Source organism: Streptomyces sp. NPDC057694, from assembly GCF_042799415.1.
GTDB lineage: Bacteria > Actinomycetota > Actinomycetes > Streptomycetales > Streptomycetaceae > Streptomyces.
The window spans coordinates 91,136-107,690 of the sequence record NZ_JBHVIX010000010.1 but is presented as its reverse complement, the minus strand read 5'-3'; the positions used below and the strand labels follow the sequence as shown (position 1 = coordinate 107,690).

The window sequence follows — 16,555 nt, the reverse complement described above, 5'->3', positions numbered from 1 at the left end:
AGCGAGGGGGCGGACAGACCATGCAGGAACAGACCTACGACCCCGTCCTGGAGGTCACGGAGCTGCCGAAGTGGCGTCTGACGAGTCCGCTGCGGCCGCCCGACCCCGGCCAGGCGCTGGTCCTGGTCCGTGACAGCGGTCCGTCGCTGACGATCCGCAGCGGCGAGGAGATCCCTTCGGCGCGGTACGGCACCTACCGTTCGGTGCACACGGTGGATCTCGGGGAGCACCGGCTCGTCCTGGACATGCCGCTGCTCAGCCGGGACCCCACGTTCTCCTTCCGCAGCCGGGTCGACCTGATCTGCAAGGTCACGGACCCGGCGAAGATCGTGGCCCGCGGCATCCGGGACATGAGCGGCGCCTTGTACGGGTTCGTGCGCAAGACGCTGCGCGAGGTGGCCCGCGACTACGACATCGCCGAGTTCCACCAGGCGGAGCGTGCGCTGAACGGGGCGGTGGCGTCGTTCGCCGGTGACGACGCCGTGCGGCTGCGCGGCATCCACGTCGAGCTGCTCGTCGACGAGGACGAGATCGTCACCAGCGGGCGGGAGTTCAGGGACGTCGAGCGCGAGACGCGGCTCTCGCGCATGCGGCGCACCCGGCACGTCGAGATGATGCGCGAGGAGGGCGTCGACGGCCTGATCGCGGAGATCATGGAGAAGGAGGGGCCGCGCGCCGCGCTCGCCTGGATCGAGAAGAGCGACGCGGAGCAGCGCGAGGTCAAGCGCGAGGTCATGCGGATGGTCCTGGAGCGCGGCGACGCCGACCGGGAGCCGTTCGAGCAGACCGAGCTGGAGCGTGCCGTCCTCGACGAGGTGCTGCGCGGCGGCGGCGACGGCCTGTTCGGGACGGCGACGCGGCGCGGCCGGCTGTCCGGCTCGCTGTCCCGCGCCCTGGAACCGGCCGCCGACGAACCGGCCGACGAACCCGGGACGCCCGCGCCCGGGGGCTCCGGTGACGCGCCGAGGTCCTCGACGCTCAGGGGTGAGGTGCTGCGGGACGGGCCGCGGTTGCGCGGCACCGGCTTCCGGCCCGGCTTCCGGCCCGGCCCCCGCCTGACGCCGGACGCGCCGCCCGAGGACGAACCGCTGCCGCCGCGCGACAGCGCCCCGCCGCCACCGCGCCGCACCGAGCCGCCACCGCCTCCGCCTCCGCCCAGGGCCGCCGAACCGGCGGGGCCGAAGGTGAGCCGGGTGCGCGGCACCGCCACACGCCGGACCACCGATCCCGGCAGGGAGCCGCGATGAACCAGCCACCTCCTCAGCCGCTGCCGGCCGCCTGGAACTCGGGGCCGCCCCTTCCGCCCCCGCCCCTCCCTCCTCCGCCCCTCGCGCCCCCGGCCGAACCGGCCGCGGGCCCCACCGCACCGGGCCGCGCCCCGACACCCCAGCTGTACTGGGGCACGGGCCACGGCGGGGTCCAGGCGGTGTCCGTGTGGACCGAGCGGGTGCCGGGGCGCGGCGAGGACGCCGAGCCGTTCGTCGTCCACCACTGGGAGTCGATGCAGGGGCTGCTCGCCGTCTTCGACGGATCGGGCGGCGCGGGCGCGGCCCCCGCCTGGCAGGCGCCCGACGGCACCGCGCGCACCGGTGCCTGGGTCGGCGCGCGGACGGCGCGGCTCGCCACCGACTGCTGGTTCCACGACGTCGCGCGGGACCGCCAGGACGCCGACGCGCAGTCGCTGCACGCCTATGTGAAGTACTTCCTGGAGCAGGCGCCGAAACGGCAGAGCAAGATCAGCGGGACCATGCGCCGCCAGTTGCCCACCACCCTGGCCGGTCTGCACTACGAGGTCGGCGAGGGCGAGACGGAGATCGCGGTGCGTCCGCTGTGGACGGGCGACTCACGGGCGTACGCGCTGCTGCCGCACAGCGGACTGCAGGTGCTCACCCGCGACCACACCCGGGAGAGCGACGCCCTGGAACTCCTGCGCAGCGACCCGCCGATGACGAATCTCGTCTGCGCCGACCGGGAGTTCGAGGTCGCCACGCACCGGCTCACCCTGCCGCTGCCGTGCGTGCTCGTCGCGGCCACGGACGGTTTCTTCGGCTACGTGCACACTCCGGGCGAGTTCGAGCTCCTGCTGCTGCGCACGCTGGAGCGGGCGCACGACGCGCTCGAATGGTCCGATCTGCTGCGGCGCGAGGTGCAGGCGTACACGGCCGACGACGCCTCGCTCGCACTGCTGGCCCTCGGCCACCGGGACTTCGCCGACCTGCGGGACCGCTTCGCGCCCCGGTATCGGGAGCTGACCGATCAGCTGTCGGTGGGCAGGCCGGGCGTCCTGAACGGCGCGCCCGATCCGGGGGCGGATCCGAGGGAGGCCGCGGCCGGAATCAAGGCGTGGCAGGACCGGACCTGGCAGGCGTACCGCCACGACTACGAGAGGCATCTGCCGCCCGCGCCCGAGGAGGCCCGATGAAACAAGGAGACGTGATCGCGGGCTACCGCGTCACCACCGATCCCACCAACGCGGGCGGCGGCAAATGCATCTGGGCCTTCGCGCAGAAGGCCGGCACGGCGTACTTCCTCAAGCAGTTCCTGGAGCCGAAGCGCCCCAAGGACGACGCCCGCGACTCGCCGAGCCTGCGGATCCGGCGGCAGCTGGCCCTGGAGTTCGAGGAGCGGCACCGCACGATCATGACGCGGCTGCGCCCCGACGCCCGGGGCGGCGGCAATCTCGTGCTCGCCACCGACTTCTTCCACGAGGGAAGCACGTACTACAAGGTCACCGAGCGCATCGACACCTCCAGCCTGGAGAAGCCGCAGACACTGGAGCCACGCCAGAAGATGGTGCTGCTCAAGACGCTCGGCACCTCCCTGAAGCAACTGCACGACATCGACGTGGTGCACGGCGACCTCAAGCCGCTCAACGTGCTGGTGCAGAAGCGGGACGACGCGGCGTTCCACACCGCGAAGCTCATCGACTTCGACGACAGTTACGTCGCCGGGAAGCCGCCCGCGCCCGCGGACATCTCCGGCGACTCGCTGTACGGGGCTCCGGAGTGGCGCCGCTATCTGCGCGAGGACGGCTCCGCCTCGGCCGGGGATCTGACCTGCGCGGTCGACGTGTTCGCGCTCGGCCTGATGACCCATCTGTATCTGACCGGTGAACTGCCGCGCCACGAGGCGCGGTTCGGCTCCCCGGCCGACGCGGTCGACGCCGGTGACCGGCTGCGCCTCGATCCGCGCCTGTCGGACGAGGTCCAGGGGCTGCTGCGGGCCATGACCCAGGGCGACCCGACGCGGCGCCCCCGCATGGCGACGTACCTGAAGACCCTGTCGGACCCGGACGTCTGCGCGCTGCGGCACCGCCGTCCCGGCACCGGGGCCCCGGCGGGCCGGCCGGCCGCGGCGCCGGAGGCACCGACGCGGACGAGCCGAATCCGCGCCAACTTCCGTCCCCGGCCGGGCGAACCGGCGCCCGCGCCCCGCCCGTCCGCGCCCCCGGCCGACCCCGCACCGGGGCCCGCCGCACCGCCCGCACCCCGCTCTTCCCGTGTCCGCATCAACCTCGGCGACCGGAGCCGGGACCGCAACTGAACCTGAACCAGGAGCCGTCCATGAACGCCAGCAACGACCAGTACCAGGGCAATCTTCAGTACGCCGTCGACATCGTGTTCTGCATCGACGCGACCGGCAGCATGTTCCCGGTCCTCGACACCGTGAAGTCGAGCGCCCTGCAGTTCCACGACCGGCTGAACGACGTCATGGCGAAGAAGGGCAAGGCGATCAGCCAGCTGCGGCTGAAGACCATCGCCTTCCGTGACTTCGGCGACGACCCGGGGTCGGCGATCGAGCAGACCGAGTTCCTGCGCCTGCCGGAGCAGGCCGCGGACTTCGAGCGGTTCGTGCGGAGCATCGACGCGGGCGGCGGCGGTGACATCCCGGAATCGGGCCTCGAAGCGCTCGCCCTCGCCATCAACTCCCGCTGGGAGACGGGCCTGGACCGCAGGCGGCACGTCATCGTGATGTTCACGGACGCGCCCGCGCACCCGCTGGGCACCGTGGGCGCGTCCGCGCAGACGTACCCGGCGCACATTCCGCGCAGCATCGACGCCCTCTTCGAGCAGTGGGGCTACGCCCGTAGCCAGACCGCCGTCATGGAGCAGTCGGCGAAGCGTCTCGTGCTGTTCGCCCCCGACCAGGATCCGTGGAAGGACCCGATCTCGGAGGAGTGGGACCTCACTCTGCACTTCGAGTCCAAGGCGGGCGAGGGCCTGGAGGAGTTCGAGATGGACGAGATCATCGAGACGATCGCGAACAGCCTGTGAAACGGAAGCTGTACTGGCCCGGCAACGAGGTCACCCTCGCCGAGGGGTGCCTGGAGTTCGCGTGGGACGGAATCTCGTTCGCCCAGTTCTCGGTCAACCGGTGCGCCGAGGCCTCGCTGCGGCCCCGGTCGCCGGACGGCGAGGGGCAGTTGATGTTCCGGTTCCGGACGGCGCGCCCGGAGACGGCGGACCTGGTCGTCGTGCGGCTCACGGTCCCCGCCGCCGATGTCGAGGGGGCGCGGGAACTCGTCGCGGAGCTGCACGACGCGCACGGTGTGCCCGACCGTCCCGCCGACGAGGACGAGACCGTCCGGCCGGAGCAGGTGCCCGCCGAGTCGAACGGCTGGCTGCTCGCGCCCGCGGGACCGGTGTCCGCCGAGTTCTTCGCCCACGTCATGGACCGGATCGACAGCGATCCCCGTTGAAGCCCCGGGCCGGGGTCAGGAAAGGTGGTCAGGGGTGGCGGCGACGGCCAACTGGCGCTGCGGGGACTGCGACACCTTCAATGCCCCCGCGGAGAAGACCTGCACGATCTGCGGCGGCAGCCGGCGCACACCGGACGCCGCCGCCCCGCCCCGCGGGAGCGCCCCGCGGCAGGCGGCGAAGCGGCCCGCGGCGGCCCGGCCCGCCGCGGCCTGGCGCTGCGCGAAGTGCGACACCAACAACACCAAGGACGACACGTCGTGCCTCGTCTGCGGCGCGGGCTGGCGGACGGCGGCGAAACCGGCCGCGCGGAAGAAGGGCCCGGCCAAGCGGGCCGCGAAGAGACCGCCGCCGAAGAAGACCGCCCCCTCGGCCACGAGCACGTCCCGCACCACGGCGGCGGGCCCGCGCCCCGAGAGCCTCTTCCACCCGCCGCCTCCTGTGTCGACGGGCTACGTCCCCACCGCCCCGCACCCGACGCCGGCACCGCCGCCGGCCACCGGTCCGCTCCCCTGGACCCCGCCCGCGCCCAGGCCAGCGCCGAGGAAGAAGCCGAACGGCTGCGCGGGCTGCCTGATCGCAATCGTGGTCGGGGGCGCCCTCCTGTTCGGGGCCCAGACCTACTTGAAGTCGCAGGACTCCGGCACCGGCGGCACGGACGGCTCCGGCACCACCACGGCCTGCCCGACGCGCATCGCCGACGAACTGCCCTCGGGCGCCGGGGCCGGGCTGGTCGAGGCGTACCTCACCAAGAACAAGCAGATCACGCTGTGCCGGACGACGGCCGGGCAGTTGTACTACTACGGCGAGTTCAGCGACCACCGCGACGCGGGCATCGCGATGCAGGCATCGCGGACGAGCGACGGCTACGAGGCGGACAACGGCCCGTACCGGTACGTCATCCACGGGGATCTCGTGACGATCTACGAGTCCGGCAGGCAGATCGGTGAGGAGACGGTGACCCCCGAGCCGTCTCCCCAGTGACCGGCCTCTACTCGGTCGGCTCCAGCTTCAGCGAGATCGAGTTGATGCAGTACCGCTGGTCCGTGGGCGTCGGATACCCCTCGCCCTCGAACACGTGCCCGAGATGCGATCCGCATCGCGCACACCGCACCTCGGTCCGCACCATCCCGTGCGTCCGGTCCTCGATCAGCTCCACGGCCGCCGAGTCCTTCGGGTCGAAGAAGCTCGGCCAGCCGCAGTGCGACTCGAACTTCTCGGTGGACGTGAACAGCTCCGCGCCGCAGGCGCGGCAGGAGTACACGCCCTGGGTCTTCGTGTCGGTGTACTCACCGGTGAAGGCGGGCTCGGTGCCGGCCTGGCGCAGTACCGCGTACTCCGCCGGGTTCAGCTCCGCGCGCCACTCCTCGTCCGGCTTCTCGACGTCGTACGCCATGTCGCTCATCCCTTCAGATGGTCCAGGATCCGCGGGCCGAGATCGGTGACATCGCCCGCGCCCATCGTAAGAACAAGATCTCCGGGCTTGGCCATTCCCGCGACCGCGGCCACGGCGGCGTCCTTGTCCTGAGCGGGCTGTACGTCGGCGCCGGCGGCCCGCGCCGCGTCGACGATCAGGGCGCTGGTGATGCCCGGGATCGGGTCCTCGCGGGCCGGGTAGATGTCGAGGACGACCGAGGCGTCGGCGAGGGCCAGGGCGTCGCCCATCTCCTTGCCGAGCTCCTGGGTGCGGGAGAAGAGGTGCGGCTGGAAGAGGACGAGCAGCCGGGCGTCACCGGCCGCCGAGCGCATCGCCTCCAGGTCCGCGGACATCTCCGTCGGGTGGTGGGCGTAGGAGTCGATCACCTGCACGCCGTTCACCTCGCCCTTGAGCTGGAGGCGGCGCTTGACTCCGGTGTAGGACTTCAGCGCTCCGGCCAGGTTCCGGGACGGGATGCCCATGGCGACGCCCGCCGCGAGCGCCGCGACCGCGTTGTGCGCGTAGTGGCGGCCGGGGACGGAGACGGTGAAGGTGAGCAGCTTGCCGTCGAGCAGGACCGTCACTTCGCTGGCCAGGCCGCGCGGGGTGATCTTGTGGATGCGGATGTCGGCCGACTCCGACTCGCCGTACGTGACGACCTTCAGGGAGGTGGTGTCGCGGATGCGGCGGGTCAGCTCGGCGGCGCCCGACTGGTCCGCGGCGATCACCAGCGTGCCGCCGGGGACGATCTTCGTCGTGAAGGTCTCGAAGGACTCGTAGATCTCGTCCATCGACGCGTAGTTGGCGTGGTGGTCGAGTTCGACGTTGAGGATGATCGCGACTTCCGGCCGGTACTTGTGGAAGCTGCGGTCCGACTCGTCGGCCTCGGCCACGAAGATGTCGCCCTCGCCGTGCAGCGCGTTCGAGCCGGGGGCGTCGAGGTCGCCGCCGATCGCGTACGAGGGGTTCAGGCCCAGGGCGGACAGCGACACGGCGAGCATCGACGTCGTGGTCGTCTTGCCGTGGGTGCCGGCCACCGCGATCGGGCGCAGGCCGTCCATGAGGGAGGCCAGGGCGTCGGAGCGGTGCACGACCGGGATGCCGAGTTCCTTGGCGCGGGCCAGCTCGGGGTTGTCCTCGCGGATCGCGGAGGAGACCACGACGCAGCTGGTCTCCGGGGAGACGTGGGCGGCGTCGTGCCCGATGTGCACGGTGGCGCCGAGCTCGCGCAGGGCACCGGCCGTGGCGGACTCGCGCGCGTCGCTGCCGGCGACCGTGGCGCCGCGCTGGGCGAGGATCTTGGCGATGCCCGACATTCCGGCGCCGCCGATGCCGATGAAGTGCGGTCGCTCCATGGCGGCGCTGGAATGCGGAAGGCCGGGTGCCATGCGTGTTACTCCCCTGGGGTGCCGATGCGTCGTGGTCCGGGGCGCGTGCGGCCACGGACCGGACCCAGCCTATTGCCTCGGGACCGGCCGCCCCGCACCCCGCACGGCCCGCGCTACGCCTTGCTGTGCGAGAACAGCTTCAGGACCGGCACGCCGACCTTGTGGCGGGCCTGCGAGGCCCAGTCGCGGTGGAAGAACTCCTCGACGTAGTGCGGGTCGGTCAGGACGATCACCTCGTCCGCCTTCACCTCGTCGACCAGCGCCTTGAGCGCGTTCAGCGGGTGGTCCTCGATGAGCCTGCCCTGCGCGGCGCTGCCCGCCTGGTGCAGGGCGGTCAGGGAGACCTGGAGCGCCTGTTCGGCGGGGCCCTTGGCCTCGTCCCCCTCGGGGACCTCGCCCTCGCGGGCCGCCTCGTCCAGCTCGCCCATCGCCACGTCGTCGATGGCGCGCAGCAGCCGGTCGGCCTGGTCGCCGCGGGGCTGGAGCAGTACGTGGAAGGCGACACCCTCGTCACCGTGCAAGGTGGTGACGAACTCCACGTCGGCAGACGTCAGGGCCTTCTCGATCATCAATACGCTCGTGAACACGACGGGCGCCCTTCTTCTCCTACCGTGGGCCGTCCTTCGACGGGTCCCTGCGGAACTGCGGAAACCATCCTGCCCCGTGGCCGCACGGGGTCTGCGAGTTTTAGTGTGCCCAGCGAAGACCAAACGGAACAGATCATTCCGTTCAGTGTCGCCTCCGACCGTATCGGGTGAACAGGAAACCGTCCTCCTCCAACAGAGACAGCAGCTCGAAACGTTCCGGCACCTCCAGCGTGGAGCCGCCGGCGATGCGCTGGGCATCGCCGGCGGTGAGCATCGGCGACACCGTCAGGCACAGCTCGTCGAGTACCCCGCCCGCGACGAATTGACCGAGCATCCGCGGTCCGCCTTCGGTGAGCAGCCGCCGGTGCCCGCGCTCGGCGAGGGCCGCGACCGCGCGGTCCGGTTCGACGGTCGCGCCCTCCCCCGCGAGCAGCACCTCGGCGCCGGAGCGGCGGGCGGCCTCGATGCGGTCGGCCGGGGCGCCCGAGCCGGTGATCACGTACGTGGGGACCAGGGGCCCGGTGAACAGCGGGAGGCCGAAGTCCAGGTCCAGGCTCGCGCTGATCACCGCGATCGCCGGGGCGGCGTCCTGGCCGGCCGCGGCGCGGCGGGCGGCGAAGGCCTCGCGGGCGCGGGCCGGCCGGTACCCCTCCTGACGCACCGTCTGGGCGCCGACCACCACCACGTCGGCGAGGCCGCGCAGGGTGCCGAAGATCCGCATGTCGGTGTCGTTCGAGATCGGCTGGGAGCGGCCGTCGTGCTGGGCGGCGCCGTCGAGCGTGGAGACCATGTTGGCGCGCAGCCACGGCCGCCCCTCGGACACCGCGGGATAGGCGTACGCGTCGGCGAGCGCCTCCAGGCTCCACTCCGGCCCGTCGGCCGCTTCCCGGCCCAGGTGATCTGCTGTTTCGTACGTCACAGGGAACAGGCGTCGCATGACGTGCAGTGTGGCACGGCCATTAAGCTGATGAGTTGTGTCGTCCTCCACCCAGTCGTCCCCCGCCCACGGGCCCGCCGCCCGCGCCGCCGCCCCGCAGTCCCTGTGCGCACGCGAGCCGCGCGTCCCCGCGGAGCGCCTCGTCGCGGAGATGGTGCCGCCGCCCCGTTTCGCGTCGGCCCGCTTCGACACCTACATCCCCGACCCGAACCAGCCGAGTCAGACCCAGGCGGTCGAGGTCCTGAGCTCGTTCGCCGCCGGGCTCGGCGGCGCGCACCCCTCCGGCTCCGGCAAGCGGAAGTGGTTCGGCAAGAAGCCCGCCGCCCCCACCGGCCCCCGCGGCGTCTACCTCGACGGTGGCTACGGCGTCGGCAAGACCCACCTGCTCGCCTCCCTGTGGCACGCGACCCCGGCCGAGCCCGCGCTCAAGGCGTTCGGCACGTTCGTCGAGCTGACGAATCTGGTCGGCGCCCTCGGCTTCCAGCAGACGGTGAAGACGCTCGGCGGACACCGTCTGCTCTGCATCGACGAGTTCGAGCTCGACGACCCCGGGGACACCGTGCTCGTCTCCACCCTGCTCCGCAGGCTGGTGGAGTCGGGCGTCGCGCTCGCCGCCACCTCCAACACGCTGCCCGGCAAGCTCGGCGAGGGCCGGTTCGCCGCCGTGGACTTCCTGCGCGAGATCCAGGGCCTGTCCGCGCACTTCCGCCCGCTGCGCATCGACGGGGAGGACTACCGTCACCGGGGTCTGCCCGACGCCCCGCCGCCGTTCTCGGACGAGCAGGTCACCAAGGCCGCGTACGCCACCGAGGGCGCCTCGCTCGACGACTTCCCGCACCTCCTCGACCACCTCGCGCGCGTGCATCCCAGCCGGTACGGCGCGCTGACGGACGACCTGACGGCGGTCTGCCTGACCGACGTGTCGGCCGTGCCCGACCAGTCCACGGCGCTGCGCCTCGTCGTCCTGGCCGACCGGCTCTACGACCGGGAGATCCCGGTGCTCGCGGCGGGCGAGCCGTTCGACAAGCTCTTCAGCGACGAGATGCTGAACGGCGGGTACCGGAAGAAGTACTTCCGCGCAATATCCCGCCTCACCGCCCTGGCCCGCGACGCCAAGGGGCTGGTCGCCGCCTGATGGGGTTGTCGGTCGTCTGCGACCCGGCGGGGGCTGGTCGCGCAGTTCCCCGCGCCCCTTAACGGGTTGACGGTCGACTGCCGGCCGGTGGCCGCTTCTCGCGCAGTTCCCCGCGCCCCTGAGGCAGGCGCTACGCGCCGCCTCTCCTTGAGGCTGCGCTTCGCGCGCCTCCACCCGAGGCAGACGCCGCGCCCCCACCCGGGGCAAAGGGCCGGCCTCCGCCTTGGGTAGATGGCGCGCCTCCCCCGATGGAGATAGCGCACGAAGTGCGCATCTCCAGGGGCGCGGGGAACTGCGCGAGAAGCGGCCACCGGCCCGCGCACGACCGACAACCCAATAAGGGCAGCCCCCACCCACCCGCACCGCCGCCAGGCAACGCGCGTGGTTCCCGGGGCGGGAAGTGCGTGGTAGACACAGCCGGGTCACAGGTTCCTGTCCGCCAACAGGAGGTTGCACTCATGTCACGCACCACGGATGCACGACAGTCCGCAACACGACGTCAGATCCTCGCCCGCACCGGCGCCCTCGGCGTGGGAGTCGCCTTCGCCGGGGAGCTGTCCGAGCTGTTCACCGGCTCGGCCGCAGCCCAGGGCCGCGCAGGATACGGCCCGCTGATCGAGGACCCGGCCGGTCTGCTCGACCTCCCGAAGGGGTTCCGCTACAAGGTCCTCTCCCGCGAGGGAGACCAGCTGCGCTCCCAAGAGGGCAAGGTCCCCAGCAACCACGACGGCATGGCCGCCTTCGCGGGCGGACAGGGCCGTGTGCACCTCGTGCGCAACCACGAGAACAGGGTCACCGGCCGGATCCCGGTCCCGGTCGTCGAGGGCATCACGTACGACCCGATGGCCAAGGGCGGCTGTACGGCGCTCACGCTCGACCGGCACAACGACGTCCTCGGCGAGCGGGTCGCCATCGCCGGCACCGCCGTCAACTGCGCGGGCGGGCACACCCCGTGGGGCACCTGGCTGACCTGCGAGGAGACCGAGGACAGAGCCGGTACTAACGGCTACACGAAGGACCACGGCTTCATCTTCGAGGTCGACCCGGTCGACCCGAGGCGCTCGGGAGCCGTGCCGCTGACCGCGATGGGCCGCTTCCAGCACGAGGCGATCGCCGTCGACCCGCGGCGCGGTGTCGTCTACGAGACGGAGGACGCCTTCGACAGGCCGTTCGGCCTCTTCTACCGCTTCCTGCCCGAGAAGCCCCGCGGCGGCCTCGGCTCCCTGCGCGCGGGCGGCACGCTCCAGGCGATGCGGGTGCCGGGCGTGCCCGACCTGTCGGTGGTCCAGGAGACGGGAGCCACCTTCGGCGGCGTCGAGTGGGTCGACGTACCCGACCCGCTGGCCGCCACCACCCCGATCCGCAACCAGGACTTCGGGCCGAAGGGCATCACCCACGCCCAGAAGCTGGAGGGCTGCTACTGGGGCGGGAGCTGCGTCTACTTCGTGTCGTCGTACGCGCGCAGCCGCGAGGGCTCGGCCGCCGACCACTTCGGCCAGATCTGGCGCTACGACCCGTCGTCGCGCCGCCTGACCCTGGTCATCGTCTTCGGACCCGACACCGACGTGCAGCTGCCGGGCGAGGAGCCCGACAACATCTGTCTCGCGCCGAGCGGCGGGCTGATGGTGTGCGAGGACGGCGAGGGCGCCCAGCACGTCTTCGGCGTGACCCGCAAGGGCGAGGTGTACGCGATGGCGCGCGGGCGGCAGAACATCGGGACCGCCGAGGAGCCCGCATGGGGCGAGTTCGCGGGGGTCACCTTCTCGCCCGGCGGGGACACGATGTACGTGAACGTGTACACACCCGGGACGACGTTCGCGGTGACCGGTCCCTGGCACAAGTAGCGGCGGCGCCCGGACCGACGCAGGATCGTAGGACCTGACCGGAAGGGGCGCGCAGTGGCGAAGGACAAGAGCAGGCAGGGCGGCAAGGGCGGTCCGAAGAAGGCCGCGCCCGCCCTGCGCGAGCTGCTGCGCGTCCCCGGGGGCGAGCGCGTCGACCTGTCGGCGTACGACGCGTCCGCCACCCCGGCCGGCCCGAAGGACAAGGCGGCGGGGGTCGCGGCCACCGCGGAGCTCGGCGAACGCCTGGCCGGACTCCAGGAACGGCTGTGGGCGGCGGGCACGGCCGGCGACAGGCGCCGCGTCCTGCTCATCCTCCAGGGCATGGACACCAGCGGCAAGGGCGGCACGGTCAAGCACGTCATCGGCCAGTTCAACCCGTCGGGCTGCCGCATCAAGGCGTTCAAGGCCCCCACCCCGCAGGAGCTGAACCACCCGTTCCTGTGGCGCGTGATCAAGGAGCTGCCGGAGCCGGGCGAGATCGGCATCTTCGACCGGTCCCAGTACGAGGACGTGCTCATCGCCCGGGTGCGGGAGCTGGTGCCGCGCGCCTCGCTCGGCCGCCGCTACGGCCAGATCAACCGGTTCGAGAAGTCCCTCGCCGACGACGGCGTGACGGTCGTGAAGTGCTTCCTGCACATCTCGTACGAGCAACAGAAGCGCCGCCTCCTCGAACGGCTCGACAACCCGGACAAGTACTGGAAGTTCAGCCCCGGCGACATCGAGGACCGTGCGCTGTGGCCCGCGTACCAGGAGGCGTACGAGATCGCCCTGGAGCGGTGCTCGACGGACGCGGCGCCCTGGTTCGTGATCCCGGCGGACCGCAAGTGGTACCGCAACTGGGCCGTCAGCACCCTGCTCCTGGAGCATCTGGAGGCCCTCGATCCGCAGTACCCCAAGGCGGACTTCGACGTGGCGGACTGCCGGCGGCGGCTGCTGGCGATGGACTGACCGCACCCCACCGGCCGGGAGAGCCGGAAGGGACATGTCCGCCGTGCGCCGTGGGCAGGGTGGATTCATGAATCAACCTTCCGCACAGTCATGGGAGTTCAAGGACGACCGGGGGCATCTGGCCGCCTCGCTCGACACACCGAGGCGCGTCGTCGCCTACATACAGGCCGGGGCGAGCCTGTGGGATCTCGGCACCCGGCCCGTGGGAATCTTCGGCTCGTACCACGACGGGGACAGCCCCGACCGGGCCAAATCGGGATCGCTGCCGCTCGACGAGGTGCCGTATCTGGGGGCGGGGGCCGGGCTCGGCCTGGACGACGTGCTCGCGGTGCGGCCGGACCTGGTGGTCGCGCTCACCTACGGAGGCGGGCAGGTCTACGGGATCGAGCCCGACACGGCGAAGCATCTGGAGGAGCACGTCCCGGTCGTCGTGATCGACGTGGGACAGGGGCGGACGCTGGCCGGCGTACGGGAACGATTCGCCGAGCTCGGCCGCTCGCTCGGCACCGCGGAGAGTCCGGACGCGCTGGCCGGACTGACCCGGGCCGAGTCGGGCCTGGCGGAGTTGGCGGGATCCGCGCGCGGGGCGGCCAGAGTGCTGGCCCTGTCGCCCGGCGGGCCGGACAGCGTCCATCTGGCGCGGCCCGCCAAGTGGCCCGACCTGAGCGCCCTGACCGGCCTGGGGGTGCACACCGTCGAGCCGCCCGAGGGGCCCGGCGCCAACTGGCACACCGGCACCTGGGCCGACGCGGCCGAACTCGCCCCGGACGTCGTCCTGCTGGACGCCCGGGCGAACGCGGCGCCGGAGGCGCAGTACGCCGGTGACGCCCACTGGGCGGCCGTGGCCGAGCGGGCCGTCGTGCTGCCGTGGAACCCGGAGACCCCGGCCAGCGCGGCCGCGCACGCCGCGTTCTTCGAGCGGCTCACCGAGGCGTTGCGCGCAGACGGCTGAGCGAGGTTTTCCCTCCGGGGGTTCCGGGCACCCGCGCGGCAGTCCAGATGCCGTTGAGGGAGACGGAAATGTTGTGGTGGGACTGGGCAGCGTGTGCCCATGAGGACCCTGAGCTGTTCTTCCCGGTCGGGTCGACCGGCCCTGCCCTGCGGGAGACCGAAGCCGCGAAGCAGGTCTGCCACCGCTGCCCGGTCGTCACCGAATGTCTCGACTGGGCCGTGGCCACGGGACAGACGACCGGCGTGTGGGGCGGCACCTCCGAGCGGGAGCGGGCCCGGCTGATCAGAGCCGCGCGACGGGCGCGCGGCGGGCACGAGGCCCGGTCCCGCTGACCGGGCCCGCTGACCGGGTGAGCAAACCCTGGCGATAACCGAATAATCCCATTTACGCAGTTATCGTCACGGCGTGATCAGCTACCGCTTCCTCCGCCGCACCGTCCTGTCGTGCGCCGTCGGCGCCCTCGCGCTCGGGGCCGCCGCCTGTTCCGGCGGCTCCGAGCATCCGCCCCCGGGGCGGGCCGGGCGGCCCGCCGCGAGCCCCACGGCCGCGGCGACGCCGACCGGGCCGCCCAGGCTCGCCCCGGGGCCTTCCGGCCTCACGCCCGTCTTCAAGAGCGCCGCGGGAGGCACCGGCCACAAGGCCGCGCGGGAGCGGACCGTCGCGCTCACCTTCGACGCCGACATGACCGCCGACCAGGGGCCGCGGGCCGCCGCGGGCGAGCACTTCGACAATCCGCGGCTCATCGGCACGCTGCGCCGGCTGAAGGTCCCGGCGACCGTCTTCATGACCGGCCGGTGGGCCGAGGAGTACCCGGCCGAGGCGAAGGACATCGGCGGCGACCCGCTCTTCGAGGTCGCGAACCACTCGTACAGCCACTACGCCTTCACCGGCGACTGCTACGGCCTGCCGACCGTGCCCGCGGCGGGGATGCGGGCGGACGTGGAGCGGGCCTTCACCGCGTTCCGCAAGGCGGGGGTGCGGCATGTCGTGCCGTACTTCCGCTTCCCCGGCGGCTGTTACGACCGGCAGGCGCTGCGGTCCCTGACCCCCACGGGCGTCACGGCGATCCAGTGGGACGTGGTGAGCGGCGACGCGTTCGCGACGGACGCGGGCGCGGTGACCCGGCAGGTGCTCGACGGGGTGCGGCCGGGTTCGGTGGTCGTGATGCACTGCACGCGCAGCGCGGCCCCGACGACGGAGCGCGTGGTGCGCGACGTGGTCCCGGCGCTGCGGGCGAAGGGCTACCGGTTCGTGCGGGTGTCGGAGCTGGTCGGGGCCGCGGCGAGGAAGCCGTGACGCACGGCCGTACCCTGGCCGGCATGACCGATCACCGCGCCCCCGCCACCGGAACCGCTGCCGAGGGGCCGTTCGCCGAGTGCGTGCTGTGCCGGAAGCCCACCGAGCACCCGGAGTCCACGAAGGGCGCGACGCTGTGCCCGGTGTGCGAATGGCAGGAGGCGCAGCGCGCCGCTTGTTCCGGCTAGCACTCCGGTCGGCGGCCGGGAGGGCGCGGCGGGCTGGCAGACTGGAGGGCGTGACCAGCGACGACACCGCCACCGACAGCCCTTTCCGGTCCGAGCCCACCGCGCGGGACGAGGCGCCGCAGTTCGTGCTGCCGCTCGTCGTGCGGATCGAGCGGGCCGCGCCTCCGGCCCGCACGGACGCGCTGGAGACGGCGGCCCGCGCGGTGCTGACGATCCTCTCGGACGAGCGGGCGCTCGGCGACGGCGAGTGGGCGCAGGCGATGCGCGACTGGCAGGACGCCCGGATCCGCAAGGTGGTGCGGCGGGCCAGGGGCGCCGAGTGGCGGCGCGCCGAGGCGCTGGAGGGCATCACGGTGACGGGTGCCGCCGGGACCGAGGTGCGCGTCTACCCGCCGGTCCCGCTCGACGGCTGGCCCAAGGACCTGGCCCGGCTCCAGGTCTCCGGCACGGACCTCGAAGACCCCGAGCCGCCGGCCGCCCCCGGGCCCGCCGGGGTGACGCTCTGGCTCAACCCGGAGCTGGACATGACCGCGGGCAAGGCCATGGCGCAGGCCGGTCACGGCGCCCAACTCGCCTGGTGGGAGCTGCCGGAGGCACGCCGCAAGGAGTGGCGCGAGGCGGGCTTCCCGCTCTCGGTGCGGGTGTGCGAGGACCGCGACCGCTGGGCGGCGCTGACCCGCGCCGGGCTGCCGGTGGTGCGCGACGCCGGGTTCACGGAGATCGCGCCGGGCTCGTGCACCGTCGTCACCGAGGGTCCCCGGGACGGCAGTTGGCTCCCGGATCTCGGGCACGTGTGAGACGCCGCGCCGCCGGCTCGCTCAGTCCTTGACGCGGTGCAGCTGGATCTGCCGGTTGACGAAGAGCTGGACATGACCGCAGCGCCAGCAGATCAGGCCGGTGGCCGTCTCGTCGGCCCAGGCCAGATTGAAGAGCTCACCGCCGGTGCTGTTCAGCTTCACGCCCCGCTCTCGGAACGTGTCGCTCTTGCATATCTGACAGGTGATCCACATGTCGCCCAGTGACGCGCGGACAGGCTTGGCCATGGTCGTTCCCCCGTGTTCCGTTTCGTGCACCCCGGCCCCTGCCGAGGCGGAGGAGCACCGTAACAACACCCCGGTGGAGCCCGGCCCTCCAGATCACCGAAAGCGACCGAATCGGACCCTGGC

19 protein-coding genes are annotated in these 16,555 nt (G+C 72.5%); 14 read left to right on the top strand and 5 right to left on the bottom strand.

Features of this window, described 5'->3' with window-relative positions:
- Nucleotides 1-20: 20 nt before the first annotated feature.
- From ACFVDP_RS22600 to ACFVDP_RS22575, 6 genes are read left to right on the top strand one after another with little or no spacing between them, the layout of a single operon-like run.
- Complete coding sequence (locus ACFVDP_RS22600; protein WP_383492227.1) at nucleotides 21-1,247, top strand: hypothetical protein; 1,227 nt, start codon at nucleotides 21-23, stop codon at nucleotides 1,245-1,247.
- The gene (locus ACFVDP_RS22595) at nucleotides 1,244-2,422 is read left to right on the top strand and encodes a serine/threonine protein phosphatase (RefSeq protein ID WP_383492224.1); all 1,179 of its coding nucleotides are present in this window, start codon (nucleotides 1,244-1,246) and stop codon (nucleotides 2,420-2,422) included. Before ACFVDP_RS22600 ends, ACFVDP_RS22595 begins: the two co-directional genes overlap by 4 nt.
- Nucleotides 2,419-3,543: a lipopolysaccharide kinase InaA family protein gene (locus tag ACFVDP_RS22590; protein WP_383492221.1), complete on the top strand. Its 1,125-nt coding sequence runs from the start codon at nucleotides 2,419-2,421 to the stop codon at nucleotides 3,541-3,543. Before ACFVDP_RS22595 ends, ACFVDP_RS22590 begins: the two co-directional genes overlap by 4 nt.
- 20 nt (nucleotides 3,544-3,563) lie before the next feature.
- On the top strand, nucleotides 3,564-4,274 hold the full coding sequence (locus ACFVDP_RS22585; protein WP_383492218.1) for a vWA domain-containing protein: 711 nt from the start codon (nucleotides 3,564-3,566) through the stop codon (nucleotides 4,272-4,274).
- Nucleotides 4,271-4,699 (top strand): hypothetical protein, encoded by a 429-nt coding sequence (locus tag ACFVDP_RS22580; protein WP_383492215.1) that lies wholly within the window; start codon nucleotides 4,271-4,273, stop codon nucleotides 4,697-4,699. Before ACFVDP_RS22585 ends, ACFVDP_RS22580 begins: the two co-directional genes overlap by 4 nt.
- Before the next feature lie 34 nt (nucleotides 4,700-4,733).
- Entirely contained in the window at nucleotides 4,734-5,681 is a 948-nt protein-coding gene (locus tag ACFVDP_RS22575) for a hypothetical protein (protein WP_383492212.1), read from the top strand.
- Nucleotides 5,682-5,688: 7 nt separating this feature from the next.
- On the opposite strand, the gene msrB is transcribed toward ACFVDP_RS22575, so the two are convergent.
- The 4 genes from msrB to ACFVDP_RS22555 all read right to left on the bottom strand — a co-directional run bounded on the left by msrB (nucleotide 5,689) and on the right by ACFVDP_RS22555 (nucleotide 9,026).
- On the bottom strand, nucleotides 5,689-6,093 hold the full coding sequence (gene msrB, locus ACFVDP_RS22570) for a peptide-methionine (R)-S-oxide reductase MsrB (protein WP_383492604.1): 405 nt from the start codon (nucleotides 6,091-6,093) through the stop codon (nucleotides 5,689-5,691).
- Nucleotides 6,094-6,098: 5 nt separating this feature from the next.
- On the bottom strand, nucleotides 6,099-7,502 hold the full coding sequence (gene murC, locus ACFVDP_RS22565) for a UDP-N-acetylmuramate--L-alanine ligase (RefSeq protein ID WP_383492209.1): 1,404 nt from the start codon (nucleotides 7,500-7,502) through the stop codon (nucleotides 6,099-6,101).
- A 113-nt stretch (nucleotides 7,503-7,615) separates the two neighbouring features.
- Nucleotides 7,616-8,089, bottom strand: coding sequence for an indole-3-glycerol phosphate synthase (locus ACFVDP_RS22560; protein WP_383492206.1), 474 nt, complete (start codon nucleotides 8,087-8,089; stop codon nucleotides 7,616-7,618).
- 142 nt (nucleotides 8,090-8,231) lie between these two features.
- Entirely contained in the window at nucleotides 8,232-9,026 is a 795-nt protein-coding gene (locus ACFVDP_RS22555) for a pyrimidine reductase family protein (protein WP_383492204.1), read from the bottom strand.
- 37 nt (nucleotides 9,027-9,063) lie between these two features.
- Between ACFVDP_RS22555 and zapE the strand changes: the two genes are divergently transcribed.
- The 8 genes from zapE (at nucleotide 9,064) to ACFVDP_RS22515 (ending at nucleotide 16,186) form a co-directional block, all read left to right on the top strand.
- Complete coding sequence (gene zapE, locus ACFVDP_RS22550; protein WP_383492201.1) at nucleotides 9,064-10,161, top strand: cell division protein ZapE; 1,098 nt, start codon at nucleotides 9,064-9,066, stop codon at nucleotides 10,159-10,161.
- Nucleotides 10,162-10,619: 458 nt separating this feature from the next.
- Nucleotides 10,620-12,005: an alkaline phosphatase PhoX gene (locus tag ACFVDP_RS22545; RefSeq protein WP_383492198.1), complete on the top strand. Its 1,386-nt coding sequence runs from the start codon at nucleotides 10,620-10,622 to the stop codon at nucleotides 12,003-12,005.
- A gap of 54 nt (nucleotides 12,006-12,059) precedes the next feature.
- Nucleotides 12,060-12,953: a polyphosphate kinase 2 family protein gene (locus tag ACFVDP_RS22540; RefSeq protein ID WP_383492195.1), complete on the top strand. Its 894-nt coding sequence runs from the start codon at nucleotides 12,060-12,062 to the stop codon at nucleotides 12,951-12,953.
- A 67-nt stretch (nucleotides 12,954-13,020) separates the two neighbouring features.
- Nucleotides 13,021-13,905 (top strand): ABC transporter substrate-binding protein, encoded by an 885-nt coding sequence (locus ACFVDP_RS22535; protein ID WP_383492192.1) that lies wholly within the window; start codon nucleotides 13,021-13,023, stop codon nucleotides 13,903-13,905.
- Between the two features lie 68 nt (nucleotides 13,906-13,973).
- A complete protein-coding gene (locus ACFVDP_RS22530) occupies nucleotides 13,974-14,237 on the top strand; it encodes a WhiB family transcriptional regulator (protein ID WP_383492189.1) in 264 nt (87 codons plus the stop codon).
- 73 nt (nucleotides 14,238-14,310) lie between these two features.
- Entirely contained in the window at nucleotides 14,311-15,201 is an 891-nt protein-coding gene (locus ACFVDP_RS22525; protein WP_383492186.1) for a polysaccharide deacetylase family protein, read from the top strand.
- 23 nt (nucleotides 15,202-15,224) lie between these two features.
- Nucleotides 15,225-15,389, top strand: coding sequence for a hypothetical protein (locus ACFVDP_RS22520; protein WP_383492183.1), 165 nt, complete (start codon nucleotides 15,225-15,227; stop codon nucleotides 15,387-15,389).
- A gap of 50 nt (nucleotides 15,390-15,439) precedes the next feature.
- Complete coding sequence (locus ACFVDP_RS22515; protein WP_383492180.1) at nucleotides 15,440-16,186, top strand: peptidyl-tRNA hydrolase; 747 nt, start codon at nucleotides 15,440-15,442, stop codon at nucleotides 16,184-16,186.
- Between the two features lie 21 nt (nucleotides 16,187-16,207).
- On the opposite strand, the gene ACFVDP_RS22510 is transcribed toward ACFVDP_RS22515, so the two are convergent.
- Complete coding sequence (locus ACFVDP_RS22510) at nucleotides 16,208-16,432, bottom strand: hypothetical protein (protein ID WP_383492178.1); 225 nt, start codon at nucleotides 16,430-16,432, stop codon at nucleotides 16,208-16,210.
- Nucleotides 16,433-16,555 lie beyond the last annotated feature (123 nt).